The following is a 20,821-nucleotide window of genomic DNA, read 5'->3' as shown; positions in this document are numbered from 1 at the left end:
GAAATCTTATGAGTTTGTTTGACGACACCGCCGTGTCAAAACAATTAGCACAAGTGCGTATTGTCATGGTCAATACCACTTTACCAGCTAATATTGGCAGTGCTTTACGCGCAATGAAAACGATGGGCTTGAGTAAGTTGGTTCTGGTTTCACCAAAAACGTATCCACATCCAGATATTCAGGCGCTTGCTGCTGGTGCACAAGATTTATTAGAACAGGTTGAAATTGTTGAAACACTCGAAGAAGCAATTAAAGATTGCCATTTAGTTTTCGGGACAAGTGCAAGAAGCCGTACTATTCCATGGCCTTTGTTAGATGTTCGCCCTGCTTCCAAAGAAGCAATCAAGGCGGCTGCTCAAGGACAACAAATTGCGATCGTTTTTGGGCGTGAAGACCGCGGTTTAACCAATGAAGAATTGGCTTTGGCAAACTATCACCTTACTATTCCTGTAAACTCGGACTATGGTGTACTTAACGTTGCTCAAGCGATTCAAGTGGTTTGTTATGAACTTCGTATGTCGGTATTAGAGCAAAAAGAAGTTGCTTCTGATGCTGGGCAAATGCCGCTTGCTCAAGGTCAAAGCATGCAATGGGATGAGCCGTTAGTGACTCAGCAGCAAATGGAAGAGTTCTACCCTCATTTGGAAAAAATGCTCACCGAAATTGAATTTTTAGATCCAGAAAATCCACGTTTACTACCTTTACGCTTGCGTCGTTTATTTGGTCGTATACAATTAGATCGTATGGAATATCATTTACTTCGCGGTATTTTTAGTCGAGTCCAAGCCCTCACAAGCGGCAAATGGAAAAAAGCATCATCGGACAAGGAGGATCAACCCAATGCTTAAACAGCTTAAAGAAGATATACAGGCTGTATTCGCGCGAGATCCTGCTGCACGAAATACACTCGAAGTACTTACCACTTACCCGGGTATACACGCTTTACTTTTGCATAGACTTGCACATGAATTGTGGAAAAAAGATTGCAAAGGTACCGCCCGTTTTGTTTCGTCATTTAGTCGTTTTGCAACGGGTATTGAAATTCACCCTGGTGCTAAAATCGGCAAACGCTTCTTTATCGATCATGGCATGGGCGTTGTAATTGGTGAAACTGCTGAAATTGGTGATGATGTAACGCTATACCACGGTGTTACCTTAGGTGGTACGACTTGGAATAAAGGTAAGCGTCACCCAACTTTAGAAGATGGCGTGGTTGTCGGTGCTGGTGCGAAAATCTTAGGTCCATTTACGGTAGGTAAAGGCGCCAAAGTTGGTTCAAATGCGGTAGTCACAAAAGCAGTTCCTGCTGGTGTAACAGCTGTTGGTAACCCTGCACGTTATATCTATAAAGATGCCGACAAAACTAAAGATAAAGATGAAGAACGTCGCCGTGATTATGCACAAAGTATTGGTTTTGCTCCGTATGCGACTACTGCTGATCAATCTGACCCAATTTTAGAAGGAATGCGAGTTTTACTTGACCGTATTCAGCACAATGAAACGCGTATGAATAATTTGTGCCAGCGTTTGTCCGAACTTGACCCAACTTTCAAAAAAGAAAGTCAAGATGAACAGCCTTTTAGTGATGAAGAGCTAAAAATTCTTGAAGAAGTTCGTCGTGAATGCGGTGCGCAAAACAAGACATCAAAAACGTAATATTCTTGATTCATAATGTAACACGCTTACCCTTGCATGTCGGTTTAGGTTTTCCTAGACTTGTTGTACCTTATTTAACTTTATAAAATGAACGGAAGATCCTATGAATTTTAAGCCTTTGGCATATATCCTTCTTGCGACCTCAAGTTTAACAGCGTGTACCATGGCACCTGTAAAAGAACAAAAAATTGAGCCGTTTGTTTTTAAGGAACCAGAGCTTACACCTCCATTTTATGCATTAAACCCATTTAATTATGATGCTCCGCCTGCATTTGAAGTTGCTTTAAAAGAAGCTGCTGCACAGCCTATAACCAAAATGGTTGTAACTCGTCAGGACGATCCAACCAAAACACTTACATTAGATACGAATAAATTGATCGTACCTACAGTCAACAACTCACAACGTTCAATGAAGTACGCAGTTTTAGCGGGCGATAATGAAATTGATGTAACTGAAATTGATGACTTCTTACAACTTGTTGAAGGTAAAGCGCGTCACTATCCACCTCGTTTTACTGACCGTCAAGAACGTAAAGGCTTTGAAAGCAAACTTAAGGAAGTGACTCAGCGCTTAGATACTTTAGCTGCTAATCCAGATGCTTCATTTGATATTCTTATTCGTGCTTTTAAAGCAAGTGTACTTGCCCGTAACCTTGATTTAGGTACTGCTCATACCACTAAGTCTTTAGAATATGCACAAAGACTTTTAAAAATTAATCCAGATGATGCTGAAGCGAATTTCTGGTTTGGTTTTGGCTTATCTGAAGGTGGTGGTCAACGTGAGGCTATTCCTTATTTAGATAAAGCTATTAAAGGTAATGTTCAGGAAGCATATTTAGCCGCTGCAAATAACTATATTGCAATGGAACAAAAGAAAAATGCAATTCAGACTCTAAAAAATTACAAGGTTAAATACCCTGATGAAGCTGAAGTAGCAGACCGTTTAATTCAAGAAATTGAAAAACAAGGTCGCTGGAATGTATGGCAAGTTTTAACAAACCCTGCTATGTCTTCTACTACCCCAAGCGCAGCTACAAAAAAGTAAACGCTTAAACTTTATAAAAGGGCTGATTTGACAGCCCTTTTTTTATGTTTGATCAATTGAAAAATACTTTAAAATTTGTATGATCAGCATATTACTGATCCACATATTTGACCATAATGTTTGTTAGAAAAAGAAACTCAGCGCTCTTCACGGTCATACTCCTCGGTTCAATTCTGAGTGGATGTCAGGTCGTCAATGTTAAGCAACAAGCTCTCAACGTTACTATTGCAAATGAGCGTAATAGTATTCTTACCCAAGATAAACTAAGTGAAGCAAGTCTTAACGTTTTGTCTATGTCAGGGCAAGAAGCTAAGGCCTGTACAGACTCCCCTGACACTTGTGTTAATCAACTTAAAAATCTGCCCCAAATTTTAGATGAACAGCTATTATCGGCTGCAAGTGAAATGTATCTGGCGAAAGCAATGGCTTTGTCAGATTCTTCTGAATGTAAAATTAGTCGTTTCACTAAACATAAGCCAACTGAAGAACAAAAAGTTATTCAAAATAAATATGATGAATGCTTAGATCAACAGTTAAGTCTACTCGATAAGAGTATCCGTTATAGCTATGCTTATCTGTTTTCTACAAAACGTCAGCCAACTGATCGTATTTTTGATAATAGACAAGTTCAGATACGCGACTTCTATAATCAAGCGATTGCCAAAATGGTCAGTGTGTATGATTTAAGGTATCCACAAAAAAATGTGGTAGAGCCACAAATCCATATTGGTAAGAGTGTATATTCAATTGATTTTGAGTTTCATAGACAATTGTCTGGCCAAAAATTAGAAAAATTAATTTCAAGTTATAACTTAAATTTCTCAGGTTTAAGAACAATCAACCGTCGTGATGGTTTCGGTTCCGAATTTGTAGCTGTCTTCCCAAGTTCAGGCAAAGAAGATATTAATGAATACATTTTAGATCCACTTAATTACAGCTATAAAAATGGTGTAAATCCAAATATTCACCATGCACGTTATTTAGCGGCAACTATTGTTGCAGAGCCTAAACATGCTAAAACCATTCAAGAAATTATTAATGACCCAGAATTTGTGATTCGGGTTTATGATCCTTATCGAACCGATAATATTAATGTCGCTGGTAAGCAGTATCCTTTAGCTGCAAACTTCTCAGCTCCTTATGGTCTGTGGTTAGCTGAAAACAACCTAGGTGTAGCGGCTTATTTAAGCTTGATTGATCGTGATCAGCACTTAACCATGCCGCATTTATATATGCTTGAACCTTATAATCCAAACAAAAAAATTATTGTGTTGGTCCATGGTTTGGCAAGTAGTCCTGAGGCATGGATTGCACTCACTAACGATGTCATGGGCGATACTGTTTTAAGAGATAACTATCAAGTTTGGCAAGTTTTCTACTCGACCAATATGCCCATTCTGGAAAGCCGGTTCCAGATTTATGCACTCTTAAAACAAGCGTTCGGTTCGTTAAACCCAAGTGATCCTGCTGCGCATGATGCGGTGCTTGTAGGTCATAGTATGGGAGGAATTATTAGCCGTTTACTTGTAAGTGATGCTGATATTACTAAACCTGCCTTGGAGATGATGACGATCCGTCAGCAAAACCGTTTTAAGAAACATCCTATGGTGACTGAACGGTTGCAAATGCATTCAATTAGTAACTTTGATCGTGCAATTTTCTTGGCATCGCCACACCGAGGTACAGATTATGCCGATCGTTGGTTCACATTAGCTGCGCGTAAAATTATCCGCTTACCGGGTGCTTTTTTATCAGCTGTTGCAACTTCGCTCACCACAGAAAATTTAGATATTAAAGATTTCTTGAATAATATTGATAATGGCCTGATTCAAAATGGACCAAGCGACTTAAGCCATCAATCTAAATTTATGGAACTCACTGAGAATATTAATCCACATCAAGGGTTAATCTTCCACTCAATTATGGGCAACATTACCAAAAGTGATGATCCAAATGTGATTACCGATGGTATTGTTCCTTATAAAAGTGCTCACTTAGAAGGTGCTAAATCTGAGAAAGTTCTACCGGGTGGACACTCTATTCAGTTAACACCTCAAGCCGTATTAGAACTACGTCGTATTTTACGAGAGCATTTAGTTGAACATGGTTTGTATAAACCATAAAAAATAAAAAGAGCCAAAGGATATCCTTTGGCTCTTTTGTTTTAGGTCAGATTTTATTGCTCAGAACGGATGATGTAATCAAACGCAGAGAGTGATGCTTTAGCGCCTTCACCTGTAGCAATAATGATCTGCTTGTACGGTACAGTGGTACAGTCACCCGCAGCAAATACACCTTTCACATTGGTTTCGTTGCGGTCATTGACAATGATCTCGCCACGGTTGGTTAACTCAACCTCACTGTCTTTTAAGAAGTCAGTGTTTGGAAGTAAACCAATCTGTACAAAGATCCCTGCAAGCTCTACCACATGCTCTTCATCAGTCGCACGGTCTTTATATTTAAGACCGGTTACTTGTGAACCGTCACCCAATACTTCTGTACTTAATGCATTCATAATCACAGTGGTATTTGGCAAGCTATTTAACTTGTTTTGCAACACTTGGTCAGCACGAAGTTTAGTGTCAAACTCAACTAAAGTTACATGCTCAACAATACCTGCAAGGTCAATTGCAGCTTCAACACCTGAGTTACCACCACCAATCACGGCAACACGTTTGCCTTTGAACAATGGACCATCACAGTGTGGGCAGTAAGCAACACCACGGGTACGGTATTCAGCTTCACCCGGTACATTCATTTCTCTCCAACGTGCACCTGTTGAAAGGATCACAGTTTTCGATTCAAGTTTTGCACCGTTTTCAAGTTCAACTTCAACCAAGCCATTTGCTGTTTGGTCTGCACCCGTGATTTTGCTGACACGTTGCAGGTTCATGATATCCACATCGTATTCACGAACATGTGCTTCCATTTCAGCAGCAAACTTAGGACCTTGTGTTTTTTGCACAGAAGTGAAGTTTTCAATGTCCATGGTGTCCATGACCTGACCACCAAAGCGTTCAGCCACGATACCTGTGTTAATGCCTTTACGTGCTGCATAGATTGCAGCTGTTGCACCCGCAGGTCCACCACCAATCACCAATACATCAAACGCATCTTTGGCATTGAGTGCTGCTGCGTCTTTTTCAGCTGAATTGGTATCAAGTTTTGCCACAATCTCTTCAAGGGTCATACGACCTTGACCAATGTGTTCATTGTCCTGGAATACCATCGGTACAGCCATGATTTTGCGTTGTTCCACTTCGTCTTGGAAGAATGCACCATCAATCATGGTTGCCGTGGTGTTCGGATTATAAATGGCAATCAGGTTAAGGGCCTGTACCACGTCCGGACAGTTATGACAGCTAAGCGAAACAAACACATCAAAGTTGGCTTTGAGGTTTAAGCCTTTAATCTGATTTAAAACTTCATTCGAAACTTTAGGTGCATAGCCAGACACTTGTAACAGAGCCAAGATCAAAGACGTAAACTCATGACCCATTGGTAAGCCTGCGAAGAACACACGAGGTTGTTCACCTGCTTTAGCCACACCAAAGCTTGGGCGACGTGTATTATTACCGTCAAAACGGGCTGTTACCTTGTCAGAAAGCTCAGCGATTTCAGTTACTAATTCTTTAATTTGAGCAGCTTTGTCTGATTCATCTAAAGCAGCAACTAATTCGATTGGACTTTCTAAACGTTCTAGGTAAGCTTTTAATTGAGTTTTAATGTTTTGATCTAACATCTGTTTTTACTCCAATGCATCCAAATTCTTTCAATAGATGCATAGTACGTTAAAACAATGAATAGGTAAAACAGTATGTTTTTATATATTTGATCGGTTTTTTAGATTTTATCATTTCTTCAATCAAAAAAAGCCAACCTGAACTCATCCCAGCGCAGGTCGGCAAACTGGTTAAACTAGAGTAAGACCACACCAAATACAGCCCCAGCAATCAAAACATGCAAAGGATGAACTTTTTTAATTAAAGATAATAAAGTTGCAATGACTACCATAATGATAAGTAAAGTATTTATTGCCGCTGCCTCAGAGATAATCCAAGCACTGGCAAGTACCGTTCCCACAGTGACAGGTTGTAAAGCAAGCTGTAAAACACGGCGCCATTTCTTATCTTTGAATTTTGACCAGCCTCTCATCACAAATACAGTAATAAGAGATGACGGTAAAAATTTAGCAGTAGACGTCACCAATAGACCAGACAACCCTGCTACATGCCACCCTACCAAAGGTACAATCATCATATTTGGACCAGGTGCAGCTTGTGCCATGGCAAACAGAGCACTAAATTCTTGCGCCGTCATCCAGTGATGGATATCGACTACTTGGCGTTGCATTTCGGGCAAAATCGTATTCCCACCACCAAATGCAATAAGAGACAACTGAGTAAAAATGATTGCTAAAGTAAGTAGTACGGCACCCATTACACACGTCTCCAAATGATGGCTGAATAAAACGCAAGTAAAATCAGCATAGTCAAAAGTAAAGGAATTTTTAGAAAGGCAATGCTGACAATTGCCGCTACCACAACACAGATTGCTAATGGATTACATAACAAAGGCTTAAGCATTTTCAGACCTGTGGCAACCAGAAGCCCTGCTGCTGCTGCTCCTAAACCTTCAAAAAGGTGTTTAACCATTAAGTTGTCTTGGAACTGCTCATAGACATAATGTAAAAGTACAACAATTACGGTAGGTGCGAAGATTAAACCAATGAGTGAGCTCACTGCTCCACGGACACCGCGAAACTCCATGCCAATCGCAACCGATAAATTAATAATATTGCCGCCCGGTAAAAATTGACACAGACCAAGTAACTCAGTGAATTTTTCAGGGCTTAACCAATGCCTTTGCTCTACAATAACTTTACGGGCTAAAGGCAGCACACCACCAAATCCAATTAAACCTAATGTTAAAAAACCTAAAAATAACTCTGTGCAAGTAGGAACGGTATCCTTCTGCACGGCAATCTCAACATGGTTCATTTTCGTTACTTTTCACTTTATCCGACCAAGATAGAATGATACTTTTATGATATATCTACAAATGCTTTTATTTTCATTAACCATACCCTAAAGGTATTCCTATGCTCGATTTATATAAGCTTCATGCCTTTGTAGTGGTGGTTGAAGAAAGAAATATTACTCATGCAGCAAACCGTTTGTTTATTCAACAGCCACCTTTAACGCGTTTACTTAAAAAACTTGAACAAGAACTCGGTACACAGTTACTTATTCGTCAACCGCGCGGGATTGAACCGACGGAAGCGGGTTTAGCATTATTTAAAGAAGCACAACTTTTATTAGAACATGCCCGCCATATTCCTAAATTAGTCCAAGATGTTAGCCAAGGTAAAACTGGACAACTCAATATTGGCTTTACAAGTTCCGCAGGTTTGCATCCGCTCATTTCACTCGTATTACGTTCATATCGAGAAATGTACCCTGCTGTGCAAACCAAACTTGAAGAAGCAGGCAGTCAAAAGCAACTGGACTGGTTAATTTCAGAAAAACTTGATATTGCCTTTTTAAGAGCGCCGATTAGCCGAGATATTGGTTTGAAGCATCTTCATATATTAAACGAGCCAATGGTGGTGGCCTTACCTATCGGCCATCCGCTTACACAGAAGAAAAAAATTAGTTTAAGTAACTTATCAGAGGAAAATTTTGTTTTATACCGTCGCTCTTCAGGGCAAGGCTTATATGACAATATTTTATATAGCTGCTATCAGGCAGGTTTTAGTCCGCGTATTATTCAAGAAGCGCCACGCCCTACTGCGACCCTCAATTTAGTGGCTGCCGGTATTGGAATTAGTATTGTGCCGGCTTCAATGCATAACTTTTGGGACCATGAAATCGTCTATCGCGAGTTTGATGATTCGATAAAACTAAATGCGCCTATTTACTTAATTACACGAGAAAATGAAAACTCAGCTAAAGTGTCAAACTTCATTGAACTCATGCAAAAACTATTACCAACAATGACCTAAGTGTAAAAGCTAGGCAATAAAAAGTGCCTATATAAAGGCACTTTGTTAAAGTCATTTTTAGCAAAAAATAGTTCAAATAAATTTTACGATTTTAAGAGTAATACTTTTTCTTTAACCAAAGCGAAACGGTGACGAGTGAAATTAAAACGGGTACTTCAACCAATGGTCCAATCACTGTGGTAAATGCTACAGGTGATGCTAAACCAAAAGTTGCAATAGCTACAGCTAAAGCCAACTCAAAGTTATTACCTGCCGCGGTAAATGAAATAGCAGTGGTACGTGGGTAGTTATTCCCCATCCGTTTACTCATAAAGAAACTAATAAAGAACATCACTACAAAGTAAATCGTGAGTGGAATCGCAATACGTAATACATCTAAAGGTAAGCTCACCACATCGCCACCTTTTAAACTAAACATCGCCACAATGGTAAAAAGTAAAGCAATTAAACTAATCGGGCTGATCTTTGGTAAAAATTTAGTTTGATACCATTCCAACCCTTTCGACTTGACTAAAATCAAACGTGTCAAGAAACCCATTAAGAATGGAATACCTAAGTACACCAAAACAGCATGTGTGATGGTCCAGAAATTGACATCAATCACTTGTCCTGCCACACCAAAATATGGCGGCAAGAAAGTTAAGAACAACCATGCATAGGTACTAAAAAATAAAATCTGAAAAATACTGTTAAAGGCGACTAAAGCTGCAACATATTGGTTATCACCACAAGCTAAGCCATTCCAGACCAATACCATTGCAATACAACGTGCCAAGCCTATCAAAATAAGGCCCGTCATATACTCCGGATAGTTATGCAAAAAAACAATCGCAAGGATAAACATTAAAACTGGAGCAATAATCCAGTTTTGTATCAAAGATAAAGTTAAGGTTTTCTTATCCTTAAATACTTCTGGTAAAGCCGCATAGTCCACTTTTGCCAATGGCGGATACATCATTAAAACCAAACCGATTGCGATTGGAATATTAACGTTATCTACACTTAATTCATTTAAAGACACAGATGCCTGAGGAAAGAAAACTCCAATCGCTAAACCTAAAGCCATTGCTATAAAAATCCATAGCGTCAGGTTTCGATCTAAAAAGGAAAGCCCTTGTTTGGTCATGTTCTACTCGAAGAAGAAATTAATTACGTTCAATACACACAAATGACTTATGCACTTATGCTAAATAAATCTGCATTTTCTAAGACAAAATTTAGGAAGATTAATCACAACACGTTGTCGTGATGAAAGACTGATCTTGTTGTTTTACTTTTGTCCCACTCTCGTCATTTTCTATCACTTTTAAAATATCTAAAGCCCAAACAGGTAAATCAGGATTTAAGCTGTAATAAACCCACTGTCCTTTTCTTTCATCCAGTAATACGCCATGAGTTCGTAACAAAGCTAAGTGTCTAGAAATTTTGGGTTGGCTCAACTCAAGCTGTTCGGTTAGCTCACAGACACAAATATTTTGTTTATTTAGAACTAATTTAAGAATATTTAACCGAGTTTGGTCAGATAGACATTTAAAGAAATCGACTTGGTTGATCATATCTTCAACAAAATATATTCGTTATTGCAAATATACGAATATCCATATATAAATGCAATATCTTAATTCATCGATAAATTTGTCATGACTGAGCTAGTGAAGATTTACCATAACCCTGCTTGCGGGACCTCGCGCAATACATTGGCGCTTATTCGTCATGCAGGAATTGAACCTATCGTTATTGAATATTTGCAAACACCGCCAAGTAAAGATGAATTGATTCAACTCATTAAGGATTCGAACCTAAGTGTACGTGAAGCAATTCGTAAAAATGTTGAACCCTATAAAGATTTAGAGTTAGAACAAGACCATTGGACCGATGAACAGTTAATTGATTTTATGGTGCAATATCCAATTTTAATTAATCGCCCATTTGTGGTTACACCAAAAGGCACGCGACTTTGCCGCCCTTCTGAGATGGTACTAGACATTTTAGATTCACAAAACTTAGGCTATTTTGCAAAAGAAGATGGTGAAGTGATCATTGATGAACAAGGCCGTCGTTTAAAGTAATTGAAGATACTTATTAATATAAAAAGCTAAATGACATGGCACCATTTAGCTTTTTTGAATGAAACGGATTAAAAATAGGATTTGATAAAAGGAAGCAGTTGCTCTCCTATTAACATGCCTAATAAACCGACTAATGCAACAAGAGGTGGAGCTGGTGACTTAACATTTAAAACATAATATAAGACACCAACAAGCAACCCTACAGCCAAAGATAACAAGTACATTTTCATCGTACATACCTTAAGGAAACAAGCTATTTAATGAGGCAGGTTCCCATACTGTTTTATTTAAAATGCAAAACACGAGCACCCAAGTGCGCCCCAGAAAGATTTTTTGTCCTTATCATTTACAGGAACATCAAGCATCCAAGCGTGGCTGTGTCCATGCATTCCACAGCTACTAGCACATGCACACAATGCACTTTGTGACTGTAATGATTGATTCGATGGTGCATTACGGTTTTCAGATAAGCGCCACTGACCACCGAAGCGTTTTACTGGCGACCATGTTGGAGATGCTGGCGGTAACGGCGGATCGTCTTGCTTAAACTCTGCCCCTGCGTACACCACTTTTCCACCTAAAACAGTGAGTACAGACTCAATCCACTGGATATCTTCTGCTTCAACTTTAAAGTAGTCATCTGACAACACAACTAAGTCGGCAAGTTCCCCTGCTGTGAGTGAACCTTTGATATCTTTTTCACCTGAGAACCAAGCCGAACCTTTCGTCCAGAGTTTGAGGGCGGTTTGACGATCTAATAGATTTTTTTCATCATACAAAGGTAACCCACCTACTGTTTTACCTGTAGTCAGCCAATACAAACACACCCAAGGGTTATAAGATGCAACACGAGTCGCATCTGTTCCCGCACCCACAGGTACACCGAGTTCTAACATTTTCTTGACTGGTGGCGTTGCTTGGGCAGCTTCGGCACCATAGCGTTTTACGAAAATCTCACCTTGATATGCCATACGATGCTGAATCGCGATACCACCACCCAACGCACCAATACGTTCGATATTACGCTCAGATACAGTTTCGGCATGGTCAATAATAAATCGTGTCGCAAATGGCTGTTTTGAATTGACGCGCTCAAATACATTGAGCAGACGATTAATACTTTCATCATAAGTTGCATGGATACGGAATGGCCATTTCTTTTCAGCCAAGTGCTCTACAATAGCTTCGAGTTCACCTTCCATTTTTTCTGGTAAATCCGGACGTGGCTCATAGAAATCTTCAAAGTCACCCGCTGACCAAGTCAGGTTCTCACCTGCTCCATTCATTCTAAATAATTCATCACCATCACCCGGGAATGTCATTTCTGTCCAGCGACGATAATCATCAAGCTCTTGGCCTGCCTTTTGAGCAAATAAGTTATAAGCAATTCGCACAGTCATTTGATTTTGATCATGTAATTGCTTAATCACATCATAATCTTCAGGGTAGTTTTGACCTCCACCACCTGCATCAATTGCTGAAGTAATACCTAATCGGTTTAATTCACGCATGAAATGACGAGTCGAATTGACTTGATCTTCAACTGGCAATTTCGGCGCTTTACCTAAGGTCGAATATAAAATCATAGCGGATGGAGTTGCGAGCAACAGACCTGTTGGCTCACCCTTTTCATCTCTTACAATCTTGCCACCCGGTGGGTCTGGCGTGTCTTTATTAAAGCCTAATACATCAAGCGCAGCTCGGTTCAACAAGGCACTGGCATATAAATGTAAAACGAATACCGGAGTATCTGGCGCAGCTTTATTAATTTCTTCTAAAGTCGGTAAACGCTTTTCGGCAAACTGGAACTCAGTCCAACCGCCTACTACACGGACCCATTGTGGAGCAGGCGTATTATCTGCTTGTTCTTTGAGTAAGCGTAGTGCATCTGCAACGGATGGCACACCTTCCCAGCGCAGTTCCATATTGTAATTTAGACCACCACGAATAATATGCAAATGACTGTCATTTAGACCCGGTATAACGCGACGACCATTTAAGTCTACAACTTTACTTGTTGGAGTTGCGAGTTTCATAACCTCATCAGTTGTACCCGTGCGGACGACTTTACCATCTGCAATCGCAATTGCTTGTACTTCGGGGTTTTGAGGATCTAGTGTTGTGATTTTACCGTTTTTAAGTATGAGGTTTATTTCGGTCATTCTGAACTCCATTCTTGTGAATTATCGTTCTAAAAAAATAAAGATATATCTGTATTAATATCACTTAAATATTGAATACTAGACATACCTTTATCTAAATCAGTACTGTTTTATTTTGCAGGAACGGGTGCAAGTACTTCATGTTTTGATGTTGTACGCTCAGGTGCCTTATGTACCATCGTATAGGCATAGTCCACACCCATACCGTAAGCACCAGAATGCTCACGTACAATCGCCATAACTGCATCGTATGTATCACGGTGTGCCCAGTCACGCTGCCATTCGAGTAATACTTGTTGCCAAGTTACCGGAACAACACCTGCCTGAATCATGCGTTGCATGGCGTAGTCATGTGCTTCTTTCGATGTACCGCCTGAAGCATCTGCGACCATATAAATCTCATAATCGCCTTCAAGCATGGCGCCAAAAGCAAAGGTGTTATTGCACACTTCAGTCCACAAACCTGAAACAATCACTTTTTTACGATTATTTTTTGCAAGCGAATCACGTACTTTTTGGTCATCCCATGAATTCATTGAAGTACGTTCTAGTAAAGGAGCATCTGGAAATACATCTAAAAGTTCTGGGTAGGTATGACCAGAAAAGCTTTCAGTTTCAACCGTTGTAATGGTGACAGGAATATTGAATGTTTTAGCCGCTTTTGCTAACCCTACAGTATTATTCTTTAATACTTGGCGATCTATTGACTGTACCCCAAAAGCCATTTGCGGCTGATGATCAATAAAAATAACCTGACAATTGGTTGGTGATAGTTGTTCTAAAAGTGATTTATTCACGTCTAAACTCCATTATTCATTATATAAGGCTTTAAAATTGCCTACTGGTTATTATCAAAACAGATAAAAATGTAAAAACATAGACAGCAAAACAGCTCGAATCTGTATCCTGTATGGATACAATCAAATCAATGATTGCTTTTTAATTTTTATAGTTTAATCATGGATATATATTTTTTAATTTTTAGTTATCCATGGATCGATTAGACTGTATTTCCACTTTTGTAAGTGTCGTAGAACATGGGAATTTTAGTAGCGCAGCTAGAGCACTCGATATTTCTCGTGATTTGGTAGCCAAACGTGTTTGCTATCTCGAAAATGATTTAAAAACAACACTATTAAATCGAACAACCAGACAAATGAATCTGACCAGTTGTGGGGAAAAATTTTACCAACATTGCAAGGTTATATTGAGTGAATTTGAATGGGCAACTTACGAGATTAGCTATAACCAGCAATATCCTGAAGGCGAACTCAAGCTCAATACGCCCATGTCTTTTAGCAACATTTTCCTTCAACATATCATTTCAGACTTTATTGAGAAATATCCCAGTATTAAAATTGATTTGTTTATGACAGATCAGCTATTAGATGTGAATCAACACAAATTTGATCTGACCATACGCTTAGATGGATCTGCGCCAAGTTTGGCAAATAGTAAAATTTTAAATACCTATCAACGTTATTTATATGCAACACCTGAATATTTCAATCAACATGGATTACCTACTTCTTTAGAAGAACTTAAAGAACATAAGTTTCTAATTTACTATCAAGATAGCCGACATAAAAAATTGATTTTTCAAAAAGATCAGAAAGAAGTGTCTTTTAATTGTTTCCCTGTGATGACGTGTAATAATGGTGAACTATTATTGGATATGTGTTTAAAAGATCACGGTATTGTTTTTCTTCCAGAGTTTATTGCAGAGCCTTATTATAAAGAAGGTAAGTTACAGAAATGTTTGGAAGATTATACCAGTCAGCCACTTCACTTATATGTCACATGGCCAAATCGTAAGATTTTATCGAAGAAAGTAAAACTATTTATTGATTTTTTAACACATCAAATCATTCCCATAAAATAACCAATCTGGGCCTTTTCCACAGGAATTGGCCCAGATTTTTAATTAGTTTGAGGTGTTTCAATTCTCTTATTTTTAAATAAATTTAATAAATTTTGCTCGGCAGATACTGTACTGTTTTCTTCAATAAATGTGGTTGCGTAGTGTTCTAAATGTTCTTCCATCAATTGCGTTGCTCGTTTTTCATCGCCTTGTTCAATGGCATCTAAAATTGCACGGTGTTCATCTGCCGAACAATTATTATGTTTTGGAATTTCATATAAGCCAATTAATAACGAAGTCCTCGCAATAAGTGTCTGCAAATAACTGGTCATGATCGAATTTTGATTAGCTTCAATCAGCTTTAAATGAAATTGACCTGATAGCTTAATCCACTCGGCCCAATTGCCAGCTAAACGCTCATGCGACTCTTGTTCTACCAAAGTCCGAAGCTCACTAAAATCTAGGCGATGAGACTTTTGTGCTAGTTTTCTTACAGTGGCGATTTCCAGCATGCTGCGTGCTTCAAAGACTTCTTTTGTTTCATTTGCACTATGTTTTGCGATGAGTGCCCCACGATTGGGTTGAATTTCAATAACCTTATCATGTGCAAGTTTGACGAAAACACGTCTTAACACTCCTCGCGTTACACCAAATGCTTCGCATAAGGGTGCTTCAACTAAACGTGCGCCAGGGGCAAGTTGTCGATTTAAAATAGCATCTACAATAGCGTTATATATATGGTCATCAATTTCATCATTGCTCATTTCTACGGCTTTTTTTGGTGCATTCGATGGCATTGATTTCTCCATTTTTATTAATGCCTCCTCTTTTTAGAACTTCATCTATTTTGAATAGTGTAAGTTTAACTTAAGCGTTTGGAAATATTTCTCTCATTTTCACAACGCTTATGTTGAGCTGAACAATTTAATATTAGATCTCTAAATATCCACTTATATACCTAAATTTACTTACTTTTTATAAAAAATTAAGCACTTCTCATTTTATAAATCTGTCTCTTCATATCCAAAATCCATACCAGTTTTAATGACTCATAAACACTACTTCCTAAATTTGGCATAACTTTTGCTCAATTAAAATTGTGCACAATTTAAATATCACATTGTACACAATTTTAATTTCATTCTTTTAGACAGAAAAACAATACTGCTGAAAGTGCCTCCATCTTAAGGAAGTGAGTGTTCAAGATGAATAATACCGAAGCAATAATTAAACCTTCTTATGATGCAAAACTGACAAATCAAGACTTAGCTCCTTTAAAAAAGCAAACATGGGGCGCTTATAATATTTTTGCCTTCTGGATGTCTGATGTTCATAGTGTCGGCGGCTATGTCATGGCTGGGAGCCTTTTTGCACTAGGGCTAAATAGCTGGCAGGTACTTTTATCTTTACTCATCGGCATTGCAATTGTTCAGTTTTTTACAAATCTCATTGCCAAGTCTAGCCAACAAACAGGCACGCCCTATCCTGTGATTTGTCGTGCCACTTTCGGTGTGCTTGGTGCAAATATCCCTGCCGTTATCCGTGGTCTTATTGCTGTCGCATGGTATGGCATTCAAACTTATTTGGCCTCCAGTGCTTTTTTATTGGTCATTTTAAAGTTCTTTCCAGAATGGTCAGTCTATGCTGATGTTTCAACTTACGGCTTTCTTGGGCTTTCCTATTTAGGATGGGTTGGCTTCATGCTGCTTTGGTTACTACAAGCGATTGTTTTCTGGTCTGGCATGGACAGCATTCGTAAGTTCATTGACTGGGCGGGTCCAGCTGTCTACGTTGTAATGTTTGCCATGGCAGTCTGGCTGATCTGGAAAGCTGGCTGGCAGAATATTGATTTAAATTTAAGTGGGGTTCAATACGACGGTTTTGCAGTTGTACCAGTCATGATTGGTGCTATTGCGCTTGTTGTCTCATATTTTTCAGGACCGATGCTGAATTTTGGCGACTTCTCTCGTTATGGTAAAAGCTTTAACGCGATTAAAATGGGGAACTTTCTTGGCTTACCAATTAACTTCTTAGGCTTTTCTTTACTTACTGTGGTGTGTATTGCAGCAACGCTTCCAGTATATGGAAAACTTATTACAGACCCTGTCGAGATGGTTGGAAAACTGGATAACACATTTGTAGTCATTTTAGGTAGTTTGACCTTAATGATTGCCACTATCGGAATTAATATTGTCGCTAACTTTGTTTCACCTGCCTTTGATTTTTCCAACGTTTCACCGAGCAAAATTAGCTGGCGCACGGGTGGAATGATTGCAGCAGTAGGTTCAATTTTCATTACCCCATGGAATTTATTTAATAACCCTCAAGTGATCCATTACACCATTGATATTTTAGGTGCATTTATCGGTCCACTTTTTGGTGTATTGCTCGCCGATTTTTACCTCGTTAAAAAACAAAAAATCGTGGTAGATGATTTATATACTTTAGATACTCAAGGCTCGTATTGGTACAAAAATGGTTATAACCACTCTGCCTTTTATGCGTTAATTCCAGCTTCATTAATTCCTATTCTCTGCGTACTTTTACCACAACTGTCTGGGCTGGCTAATTTCACATGGTTTATTGGGATGGGATTCGGTTTTGTCATTTACCGATTTCTTAACCAACCGCTTGCCCATGCTAAATCAGCAATGACTAAGGTAAAAGTACAATGAAAATTAAAATTATTAATCCTAATACCACCCAAAGCATGACTGACAAAATTGCTGCATCAGCAAAGATAGTCGCAAATTCTGATACTCAAATTATTGCTGTGAGTCCTCAAATGGGCCCTGCAACAATTGAAAGTTATTATGATGAAGCCCTAAGTGCCGTAGGTGTGCTAGAGGAAATTCGCCAAGGTGAACTTCTAGATGCAGATGCTTATGTTATTGCCTGTTTTGGTGATCCTGCGCTTTATGCCGCCCGTGAAATCAGTTCGGCACCTGTGATTGGGATTGCCGAAGCAGCTATGCGAACTGCAAGTTATGTAAGTACTGGTTTTAGTGTGGTCACGACCTTACAACGCACAGTGAATATGAGTTGGCATCTGGCTCATCGCTACGGGGCTACACCATTTTGCAAAAATGTTCGAGCTTGTGACATTGCAGTTGAAGAGTTGGAGCTTCCTGACTCAGATGCTTATCGAACAATAAGAGATGAGTGCAAAAAAGCACTCGCAGAAGATAAAAGCGATGCGATTGTTTTGGGCTGTGCAGGTATGAGCGATTTATGCCTAAAACTACAAAACGAGTTGGGCGTAATAGTTATAGACGGCGTTGCAGCAGCAGTTAAACAAGCTGAAATGTTAGTTCAGTTAAATTTAAAAACAAGCAAAGTTGGTGATTGGGCCTCACCTCCTGTAAAGAACTACACAGGCATATTGTCAGGTTTTGGAGTACGCTAAAGAGTTAATATTTCAATTCCAGCTCAAAACTCAGATTTGGAATTGAAACAAAGAATAATCAAAAGAATTAAGCCTCTGCTAACTCTGGCTGTTGTTCTTCTTTATAAAATGGCACATCGCCATTAATAGTTGCGCGGTGCATAATTCGATGGGCATCGCCATAATCAAATAATGCTTTATGTTGTGTGCAACGGTTATCCCAAATCGCGACGTCACCGTCTTGCCATTTCCAGCGTAAATGAAATTGCTCTTGGGTCGCATGTTCAAACAAGAAGTTAAGTAATTGCTCACTTTCTTGCTCGGGTAACTCATTAATGTGTGTGGTAAAACCCTCGCTTACAAATAACAAAGGCTCACCTGTAACCGGATGAGTACGTACCACTGGGTGAACTACTGGCGGGTTACGCTTAAAGGTTTGTAAAAGCTTTTCACGCTCTTCTTCGTTATGGGCAAAACGCTCAAGTGGAAAAGACTTACGAATATCGTGTGTTGCAGTTAAGCCACGCAATTTTTGCTGTAACTCAAGCGGAAGCCCTTTAAAAGCTGCTGTATTACTCGACCACAACGTGTCACCGCCTACAGGTGGAATTTTAATGGCTTGCAACACACAACCTAAAGGTGGAGTTTTACTAAAAGTCACGTCTGTGTGCCAAAGTTCATTGTCACGCAAATCTTGTTTCCAACTGTCGAGTACCATCACCTCAGGTACATCTTCAATTGAAGGATAAATCGGGTGCACATGCAACGTGCCAAAACTACGGGCCAAGTCTGCTTGTGCTTGCGGAGCTAATTGTTGCTTTCGAAAAAAAATGACTTGATGATCAAGCAAAGCCTGCTGGATTTGTTGCGTTGTCTGTTCATTTAACGCATTCAAATCAATATCGTGAATAATTGCGCCAATGGTAGGCTTGATCACTTCTATATTTAAGTTTGCTACTACTGTATTCATCTTCTTTACTACAACTGCTGACCATACCAAGGAGAAAACTGTTTTTGTAACCAACGTAAAAACAGCTCAAAACTAACTGCGACAATCGCAATCACAATAATGCCCAGAATCACCGTATCGGTAATTAAGAACTGTGCTGCCGATTGCACCATAAAACCAATACCACGGTCCGCTGCAACCAACTCAGCTGCAACTAATGTTGACCAGCCCACCCCAAGACCAATACGAATACCGGTAATAATATGAGGCAAAGCGGTTGGTAAAATGACATGCCAAAAGACTTGTGACTGACTTGCCCCTAACGACAATGCCGCACGTTCACGATTAAGCTGATGGCTTAACACACCATGCGCACTACTAATAATGACAGGCGCCAAAATCGAGAAGAAAATCAAAAGTACTTTTGTGGTTTCACCAATACCGAACCAAATAACAAGTAATGGCAAATAAGCTAACGGTGGAATTGGACGTAATAATTCAACCAAAGGATCTAGAACAGCGCGAACCCATTTGTTCAGCCCCATCCACAAACCCAGCGGAACACCAATCACCACGGCAGCAATCAAAGCTAAAAATACACGAGAAATGCTGGCTGCCAAATGTTGCCACAAAGTTGCTTTCATAAAGCCTTCTTGGCTGACCGATATAAATTTTTGCCAGACTGCCTGTGGACTCGGTAAAAACAGTTCAGGTACAACATGCAAAGCAGTAATGAGGAACCAGAGTGCAACTACACTTCCCACACTGATTATGCTGACCGCCAAAGTACGATGCTTCTCAAAAAATGATGATAGAAATGAAGCATTTTCTGTTTGCACATTTAACTCAGGTTTAAGCTCTGCTTTGTCATATTCATAGACGTTATCTTTAGTGTTCATGTAGGTAACGCCTCCTTACCGCTTTGTTTTTGTGCCCTTAAACTTTCAAATAACTGTTCTCTGAGCTGAATAAATTGAGGATCCGATTTAATTGAACGAATAGACTCGCCCTGACGGTACCGTTGGGCAAAATCGAGGTGTAGAGTTTCTACAATTTTGCCTGGATGCGCTGTCATCAGAACTAACTGATTGCTGAGCAATAATGCTTCTTCAATGTCATGAGTAATCAAAAAGAAGCTTTTATTTTGTTGAATCCATAAATCGAGCACTAACTGCTGCATGTTTTCACGCGTAAAAGCATCTAATGCGGCAAAAGGTTCATCTAATAAAATAAACGGCGCGTGACTGATCAAAGCTCTGGCAATACCAACACGTTGTTTCATACCACCGGAAAGTTCCCAGATATTGGCTTTTTCAACGTGACTTAAACCCACAATTTTTAAAATTGCACTCACTTGTTTCTCAATCTCTGCACGCTTTAAACCTTTTAACTGCAAAGCGAAGCCAACATTATCTGCAACATTCAACCAAGGAAGTAAGGCATGATCTTGAAATACAACAGCACGAGTTACATCTGGTCCAGTTACGACTTCATGATTTACAAGCACATCACCAGAACTCGGCTTTTGAAACCCTGCCAAGATATTAAGCAAAGTTGTTTTGCCACAACCCGACTCACCTAAAATCACGGTTAAAGAACCTTCTTCAATGGTTAGGTTAATGTCTTGTAAAACTGGCTTTTGCTGTTTAGGAAAAGTCAGATGAATATGTTTGGCTTCAAGTACACTCAT

Annotated in this window: 21 protein-coding genes; 9 read left to right on the top strand and 12 right to left on the bottom strand. The window is 39.3% G+C overall.

All coding sequences use genetic code 11. The features are described from left to right. Positions 1-8 precede the first annotated feature (8 nt). The 4 genes from EGS71_RS21415 to EGS71_RS21400 all read left to right on the top strand — a co-directional run bounded on the left by EGS71_RS21415 (position 9) and on the right by EGS71_RS21400 (position 4,824). A complete protein-coding gene (locus EGS71_RS21415) occupies positions 9-848 on the top strand; it encodes an RNA methyltransferase (protein WP_000051400.1) in 840 nt (279 codons plus the stop codon). Continuing rightward, a complete protein-coding gene (gene cysE / locus EGS71_RS21410) occupies positions 841-1,656 on the top strand; it encodes a serine O-acetyltransferase (protein WP_000917698.1) in 816 nt (271 codons plus the stop codon). The genes EGS71_RS21415 and cysE overlap by 8 nt, the downstream gene beginning before the upstream one ends. A gap of 103 nt (positions 1,657-1,759) precedes the next feature. Then, positions 1,760-2,701 carry an ABUW_2363 family tetratricopeptide repeat lipoprotein gene (locus EGS71_RS21405; RefSeq protein WP_001009736.1) on the top strand — a complete coding sequence of 314 codons (942 nt, stop codon included), beginning with the start codon at positions 1,760-1,762 and terminating at the stop codon, positions 2,699-2,701. A 116-nt stretch (positions 2,702-2,817) separates the two neighbouring features. Beyond that, positions 2,818-4,824, top strand: a complete 2,007-nt coding sequence (locus tag EGS71_RS21400; protein WP_000498041.1) for an esterase/lipase family protein — start codon at positions 2,818-2,820, stop codon at positions 4,822-4,824. 53 nt (positions 4,825-4,877) lie between these two features. Here EGS71_RS21400 and ahpF read toward each other — a convergent pair whose 3' ends face one another. The 3 genes from ahpF to EGS71_RS21385 all read right to left on the bottom strand — a co-directional run bounded on the left by ahpF (position 4,878) and on the right by EGS71_RS21385 (position 7,701). Then, positions 4,878-6,443, bottom strand: a complete 1,566-nt coding sequence (ahpF, locus tag EGS71_RS21395; protein WP_000886815.1) for an alkyl hydroperoxide reductase subunit F — start codon at positions 6,441-6,443, stop codon at positions 4,878-4,880. Positions 6,444-6,619: 176 nt separating this feature from the next. Further along, positions 6,620-7,141 (bottom strand): chromate transporter, encoded by a 522-nt coding sequence (locus EGS71_RS21390; protein WP_000501457.1) that lies wholly within the window; start codon positions 7,139-7,141, stop codon positions 6,620-6,622. Then, entirely contained in the window at positions 7,141-7,701 is a 561-nt protein-coding gene (locus tag EGS71_RS21385; RefSeq protein WP_001017018.1) for a chromate transporter, read from the bottom strand. Before EGS71_RS21385 ends, EGS71_RS21390 begins: the two co-directional genes overlap by 1 nt. A 101-nt stretch (positions 7,702-7,802) precedes the next feature. Here EGS71_RS21385 and EGS71_RS21380 point away from each other — a divergent pair, with 101 nt between their 5' ends. After that, positions 7,803-8,705 carry a LysR family transcriptional regulator gene (locus EGS71_RS21380; protein WP_000886381.1) on the top strand — a complete coding sequence of 301 codons (903 nt, stop codon included), beginning with the start codon at positions 7,803-7,805 and terminating at the stop codon, positions 8,703-8,705. 91 nt (positions 8,706-8,796) lie between these two features. Here the strand turns inward: EGS71_RS21380 and arsB are convergent, their stop codons facing one another. Both arsB and EGS71_RS21370 read right to left on the bottom strand, forming a co-directional pair. Further along, on the bottom strand, positions 8,797-9,831 hold the full coding sequence (arsB, locus tag EGS71_RS21375) for an ACR3 family arsenite efflux transporter (RefSeq protein WP_002015531.1): 1,035 nt from the start codon (positions 9,829-9,831) through the stop codon (positions 8,797-8,799). A gap of 100 nt (positions 9,832-9,931) precedes the next feature. Next, the gene (locus EGS71_RS21370; protein WP_000610147.1) at positions 9,932-10,261 is read right to left on the bottom strand and encodes an ArsR/SmtB family transcription factor; all 330 of its coding nucleotides are present in this window, start codon (positions 10,259-10,261) and stop codon (positions 9,932-9,934) included. 84 nt (positions 10,262-10,345) lie between these two features. Here EGS71_RS21370 and arsC point away from each other — a divergent pair, with 84 nt between their 5' ends. Further along, a complete protein-coding gene (arsC, locus tag EGS71_RS21365; RefSeq protein WP_000138010.1) occupies positions 10,346-10,774 on the top strand; it encodes an arsenate reductase (glutaredoxin) in 429 nt (142 codons plus the stop codon). Between the two features lie 68 nt (positions 10,775-10,842). On the opposite strand, the gene EGS71_RS21360 is transcribed toward arsC, so the two are convergent. The 3 genes from EGS71_RS21360 to EGS71_RS21350 form a co-directional block, all read right to left on the bottom strand. Next, entirely contained in the window at positions 10,843-11,004 is a 162-nt protein-coding gene (locus EGS71_RS21360) for a DUF1427 family protein (protein ID WP_000784878.1), read from the bottom strand. Between the two features lie 57 nt (positions 11,005-11,061). Further along, positions 11,062-12,936, bottom strand: coding sequence for an amidohydrolase (locus EGS71_RS21355; protein WP_000136116.1), 1,875 nt, complete (start codon positions 12,934-12,936; stop codon positions 11,062-11,064). A 110-nt stretch (positions 12,937-13,046) separates the two neighbouring features. Further along, a complete protein-coding gene (locus tag EGS71_RS21350; protein WP_001043290.1) occupies positions 13,047-13,733 on the bottom strand; it encodes a hydrolase in 687 nt (228 codons plus the stop codon). 194 nt (positions 13,734-13,927) lie between these two features. On the opposite strand from EGS71_RS21350, the gene EGS71_RS21345 reads away from it, so the two are divergent. Continuing rightward, a complete protein-coding gene (locus EGS71_RS21345) occupies positions 13,928-14,818 on the top strand; it encodes a LysR family transcriptional regulator (protein WP_000375416.1) in 891 nt (296 codons plus the stop codon). 38 nt (positions 14,819-14,856) lie between these two features. On the opposite strand, the gene EGS71_RS21340 is transcribed toward EGS71_RS21345, so the two are convergent. Continuing rightward, complete coding sequence (locus EGS71_RS21340) at positions 14,857-15,606, bottom strand: GntR family transcriptional regulator (protein ID WP_002015881.1); 750 nt, start codon at positions 15,604-15,606, stop codon at positions 14,857-14,859. Positions 15,607-16,002: 396 nt separating this feature from the next. On the opposite strand from EGS71_RS21340, the gene EGS71_RS21335 reads away from it, so the two are divergent. Further along, complete coding sequence (locus EGS71_RS21335) at positions 16,003-17,472, top strand: NCS1 family nucleobase:cation symporter-1 (protein WP_001066262.1); 1,470 nt, start codon at positions 16,003-16,005, stop codon at positions 17,470-17,472. After that, entirely contained in the window at positions 17,469-18,203 is a 735-nt protein-coding gene (locus EGS71_RS21330) for an aspartate/glutamate racemase family protein (protein ID WP_000694031.1), read from the top strand. The genes EGS71_RS21335 and EGS71_RS21330 overlap by 4 nt, the downstream gene beginning before the upstream one ends. Positions 18,204-18,270: 67 nt before the next feature. Here EGS71_RS21330 and tauD read toward each other — a convergent pair whose 3' ends face one another. Genes tauD through EGS71_RS21315 form a run of 3 tightly spaced genes read right to left on the bottom strand, consistent with a single transcriptional unit; the run spans position 18,271 to position 20,821 of the window. After that, positions 18,271-19,152: a taurine dioxygenase gene (tauD, locus tag EGS71_RS21325; RefSeq protein WP_001099243.1), complete on the bottom strand. Its 882-nt coding sequence runs from the start codon at positions 19,150-19,152 to the stop codon at positions 18,271-18,273. Between the two features lie 8 nt (positions 19,153-19,160). After that, positions 19,161-20,030: a taurine ABC transporter permease TauC gene (tauC, locus tag EGS71_RS21320; protein WP_001092656.1), complete on the bottom strand. Its 870-nt coding sequence runs from the start codon at positions 20,028-20,030 to the stop codon at positions 19,161-19,163. Further along, positions 20,027-20,821, bottom strand: coding sequence for a taurine ABC transporter ATP-binding protein (locus EGS71_RS21315; protein WP_000114470.1), 795 nt, complete (start codon positions 20,819-20,821; stop codon positions 20,027-20,029). Before EGS71_RS21315 ends, tauC begins: the two co-directional genes overlap by 4 nt.

Source organism: Acinetobacter sp. FDAARGOS_559 (assembly GCF_003940475.1).
GTDB lineage: Bacteria > Pseudomonadota > Gammaproteobacteria > Pseudomonadales > Moraxellaceae > Acinetobacter > Acinetobacter baumannii.
The sequence above is the reverse complement of the archived record's forward strand: the minus strand, read 5'-3'. Positions and strand labels throughout refer to the sequence as shown.

What these genes read in the sequence shown, in the direction of transcription:
- EGS71_RS21415 (WP_000051400.1), top strand. Translation starts at nt 9, where the DNA reads ATGAGTTTGTTTGACGACACCGCCGTGTCAAAACAATTAGCACAAGTG.
- cysE (WP_000917698.1), top strand. Translation starts at nt 841, where the DNA reads ATGCTTAAACAGCTTAAAGAAGATATACAGGCTGTATTCGCGCGAGAT.
- EGS71_RS21405 (WP_001009736.1), top strand. Translation starts at nt 1,760, where the DNA reads ATGAATTTTAAGCCTTTGGCATATATCCTTCTTGCGACCTCAAGTTTA.
- EGS71_RS21400 (WP_000498041.1), top strand. Translation starts at nt 2,818, where the DNA reads ATGTTTGTTAGAAAAAGAAACTCAGCGCTCTTCACGGTCATACTCCTC.
- ahpF (WP_000886815.1), bottom strand. Translation starts at nt 6,443, where the DNA reads ATGTTAGATCAAAACATTAAAACTCAATTAAAAGCTTACCTAGAACGT.
- EGS71_RS21390 (WP_000501457.1), bottom strand. Translation starts at nt 7,141, where the DNA reads ATGGGTGCCGTACTACTTACTTTAGCAATCATTTTTACTCAGTTGTCT.
- EGS71_RS21385 (WP_001017018.1), bottom strand. Translation starts at nt 7,701, where the DNA reads ATGAACCATGTTGAGATTGCCGTGCAGAAGGATACCGTTCCTACTTGC.
- EGS71_RS21380 (WP_000886381.1), top strand. Translation starts at nt 7,803, where the DNA reads ATGCTCGATTTATATAAGCTTCATGCCTTTGTAGTGGTGGTTGAAGAA.
- arsB (WP_002015531.1), bottom strand. Translation starts at nt 9,831, where the DNA reads ATGACCAAACAAGGGCTTTCCTTTTTAGATCGAAACCTGACGCTATGG.
- EGS71_RS21370 (WP_000610147.1), bottom strand. Translation starts at nt 10,261, where the DNA reads ATGATCAACCAAGTCGATTTCTTTAAATGTCTATCTGACCAAACTCGG.
- arsC (WP_000138010.1), top strand. Translation starts at nt 10,346, where the DNA reads ATGACTGAGCTAGTGAAGATTTACCATAACCCTGCTTGCGGGACCTCG.
- EGS71_RS21360 (WP_000784878.1), bottom strand. Translation starts at nt 11,004, where the DNA reads ATGAAAATGTACTTGTTATCTTTGGCTGTAGGGTTGCTTGTTGGTGTC.
- EGS71_RS21355 (WP_000136116.1), bottom strand. Translation starts at nt 12,936, where the DNA reads ATGACCGAAATAAACCTCATACTTAAAAACGGTAAAATCACAACACTA.
- EGS71_RS21345 (WP_000375416.1), top strand. Translation starts at nt 13,928, where the DNA reads ATGGATCGATTAGACTGTATTTCCACTTTTGTAAGTGTCGTAGAACAT.
- EGS71_RS21340 (WP_002015881.1), bottom strand. Translation starts at nt 15,606, where the DNA reads ATGGAGAAATCAATGCCATCGAATGCACCAAAAAAAGCCGTAGAAATG.
- EGS71_RS21335 (WP_001066262.1), top strand. Translation starts at nt 16,003, where the DNA reads ATGAATAATACCGAAGCAATAATTAAACCTTCTTATGATGCAAAACTG.
- EGS71_RS21330 (WP_000694031.1), top strand. Translation starts at nt 17,469, where the DNA reads ATGAAAATTAAAATTATTAATCCTAATACCACCCAAAGCATGACTGAC.
- tauD (WP_001099243.1), bottom strand. Translation starts at nt 19,152, where the DNA reads ATGAATACAGTAGTAGCAAACTTAAATATAGAAGTGATCAAGCCTACC.
- tauC (WP_001092656.1), bottom strand. Translation starts at nt 20,030, where the DNA reads ATGAACACTAAAGATAACGTCTATGAATATGACAAAGCAGAGCTTAAA.
- EGS71_RS21315 (WP_000114470.1), bottom strand. Translation starts at nt 20,821, where the DNA reads ATGAGTGTACTTGAAGCCAAACATATTCATCTGACTTTTCCTAAACAG.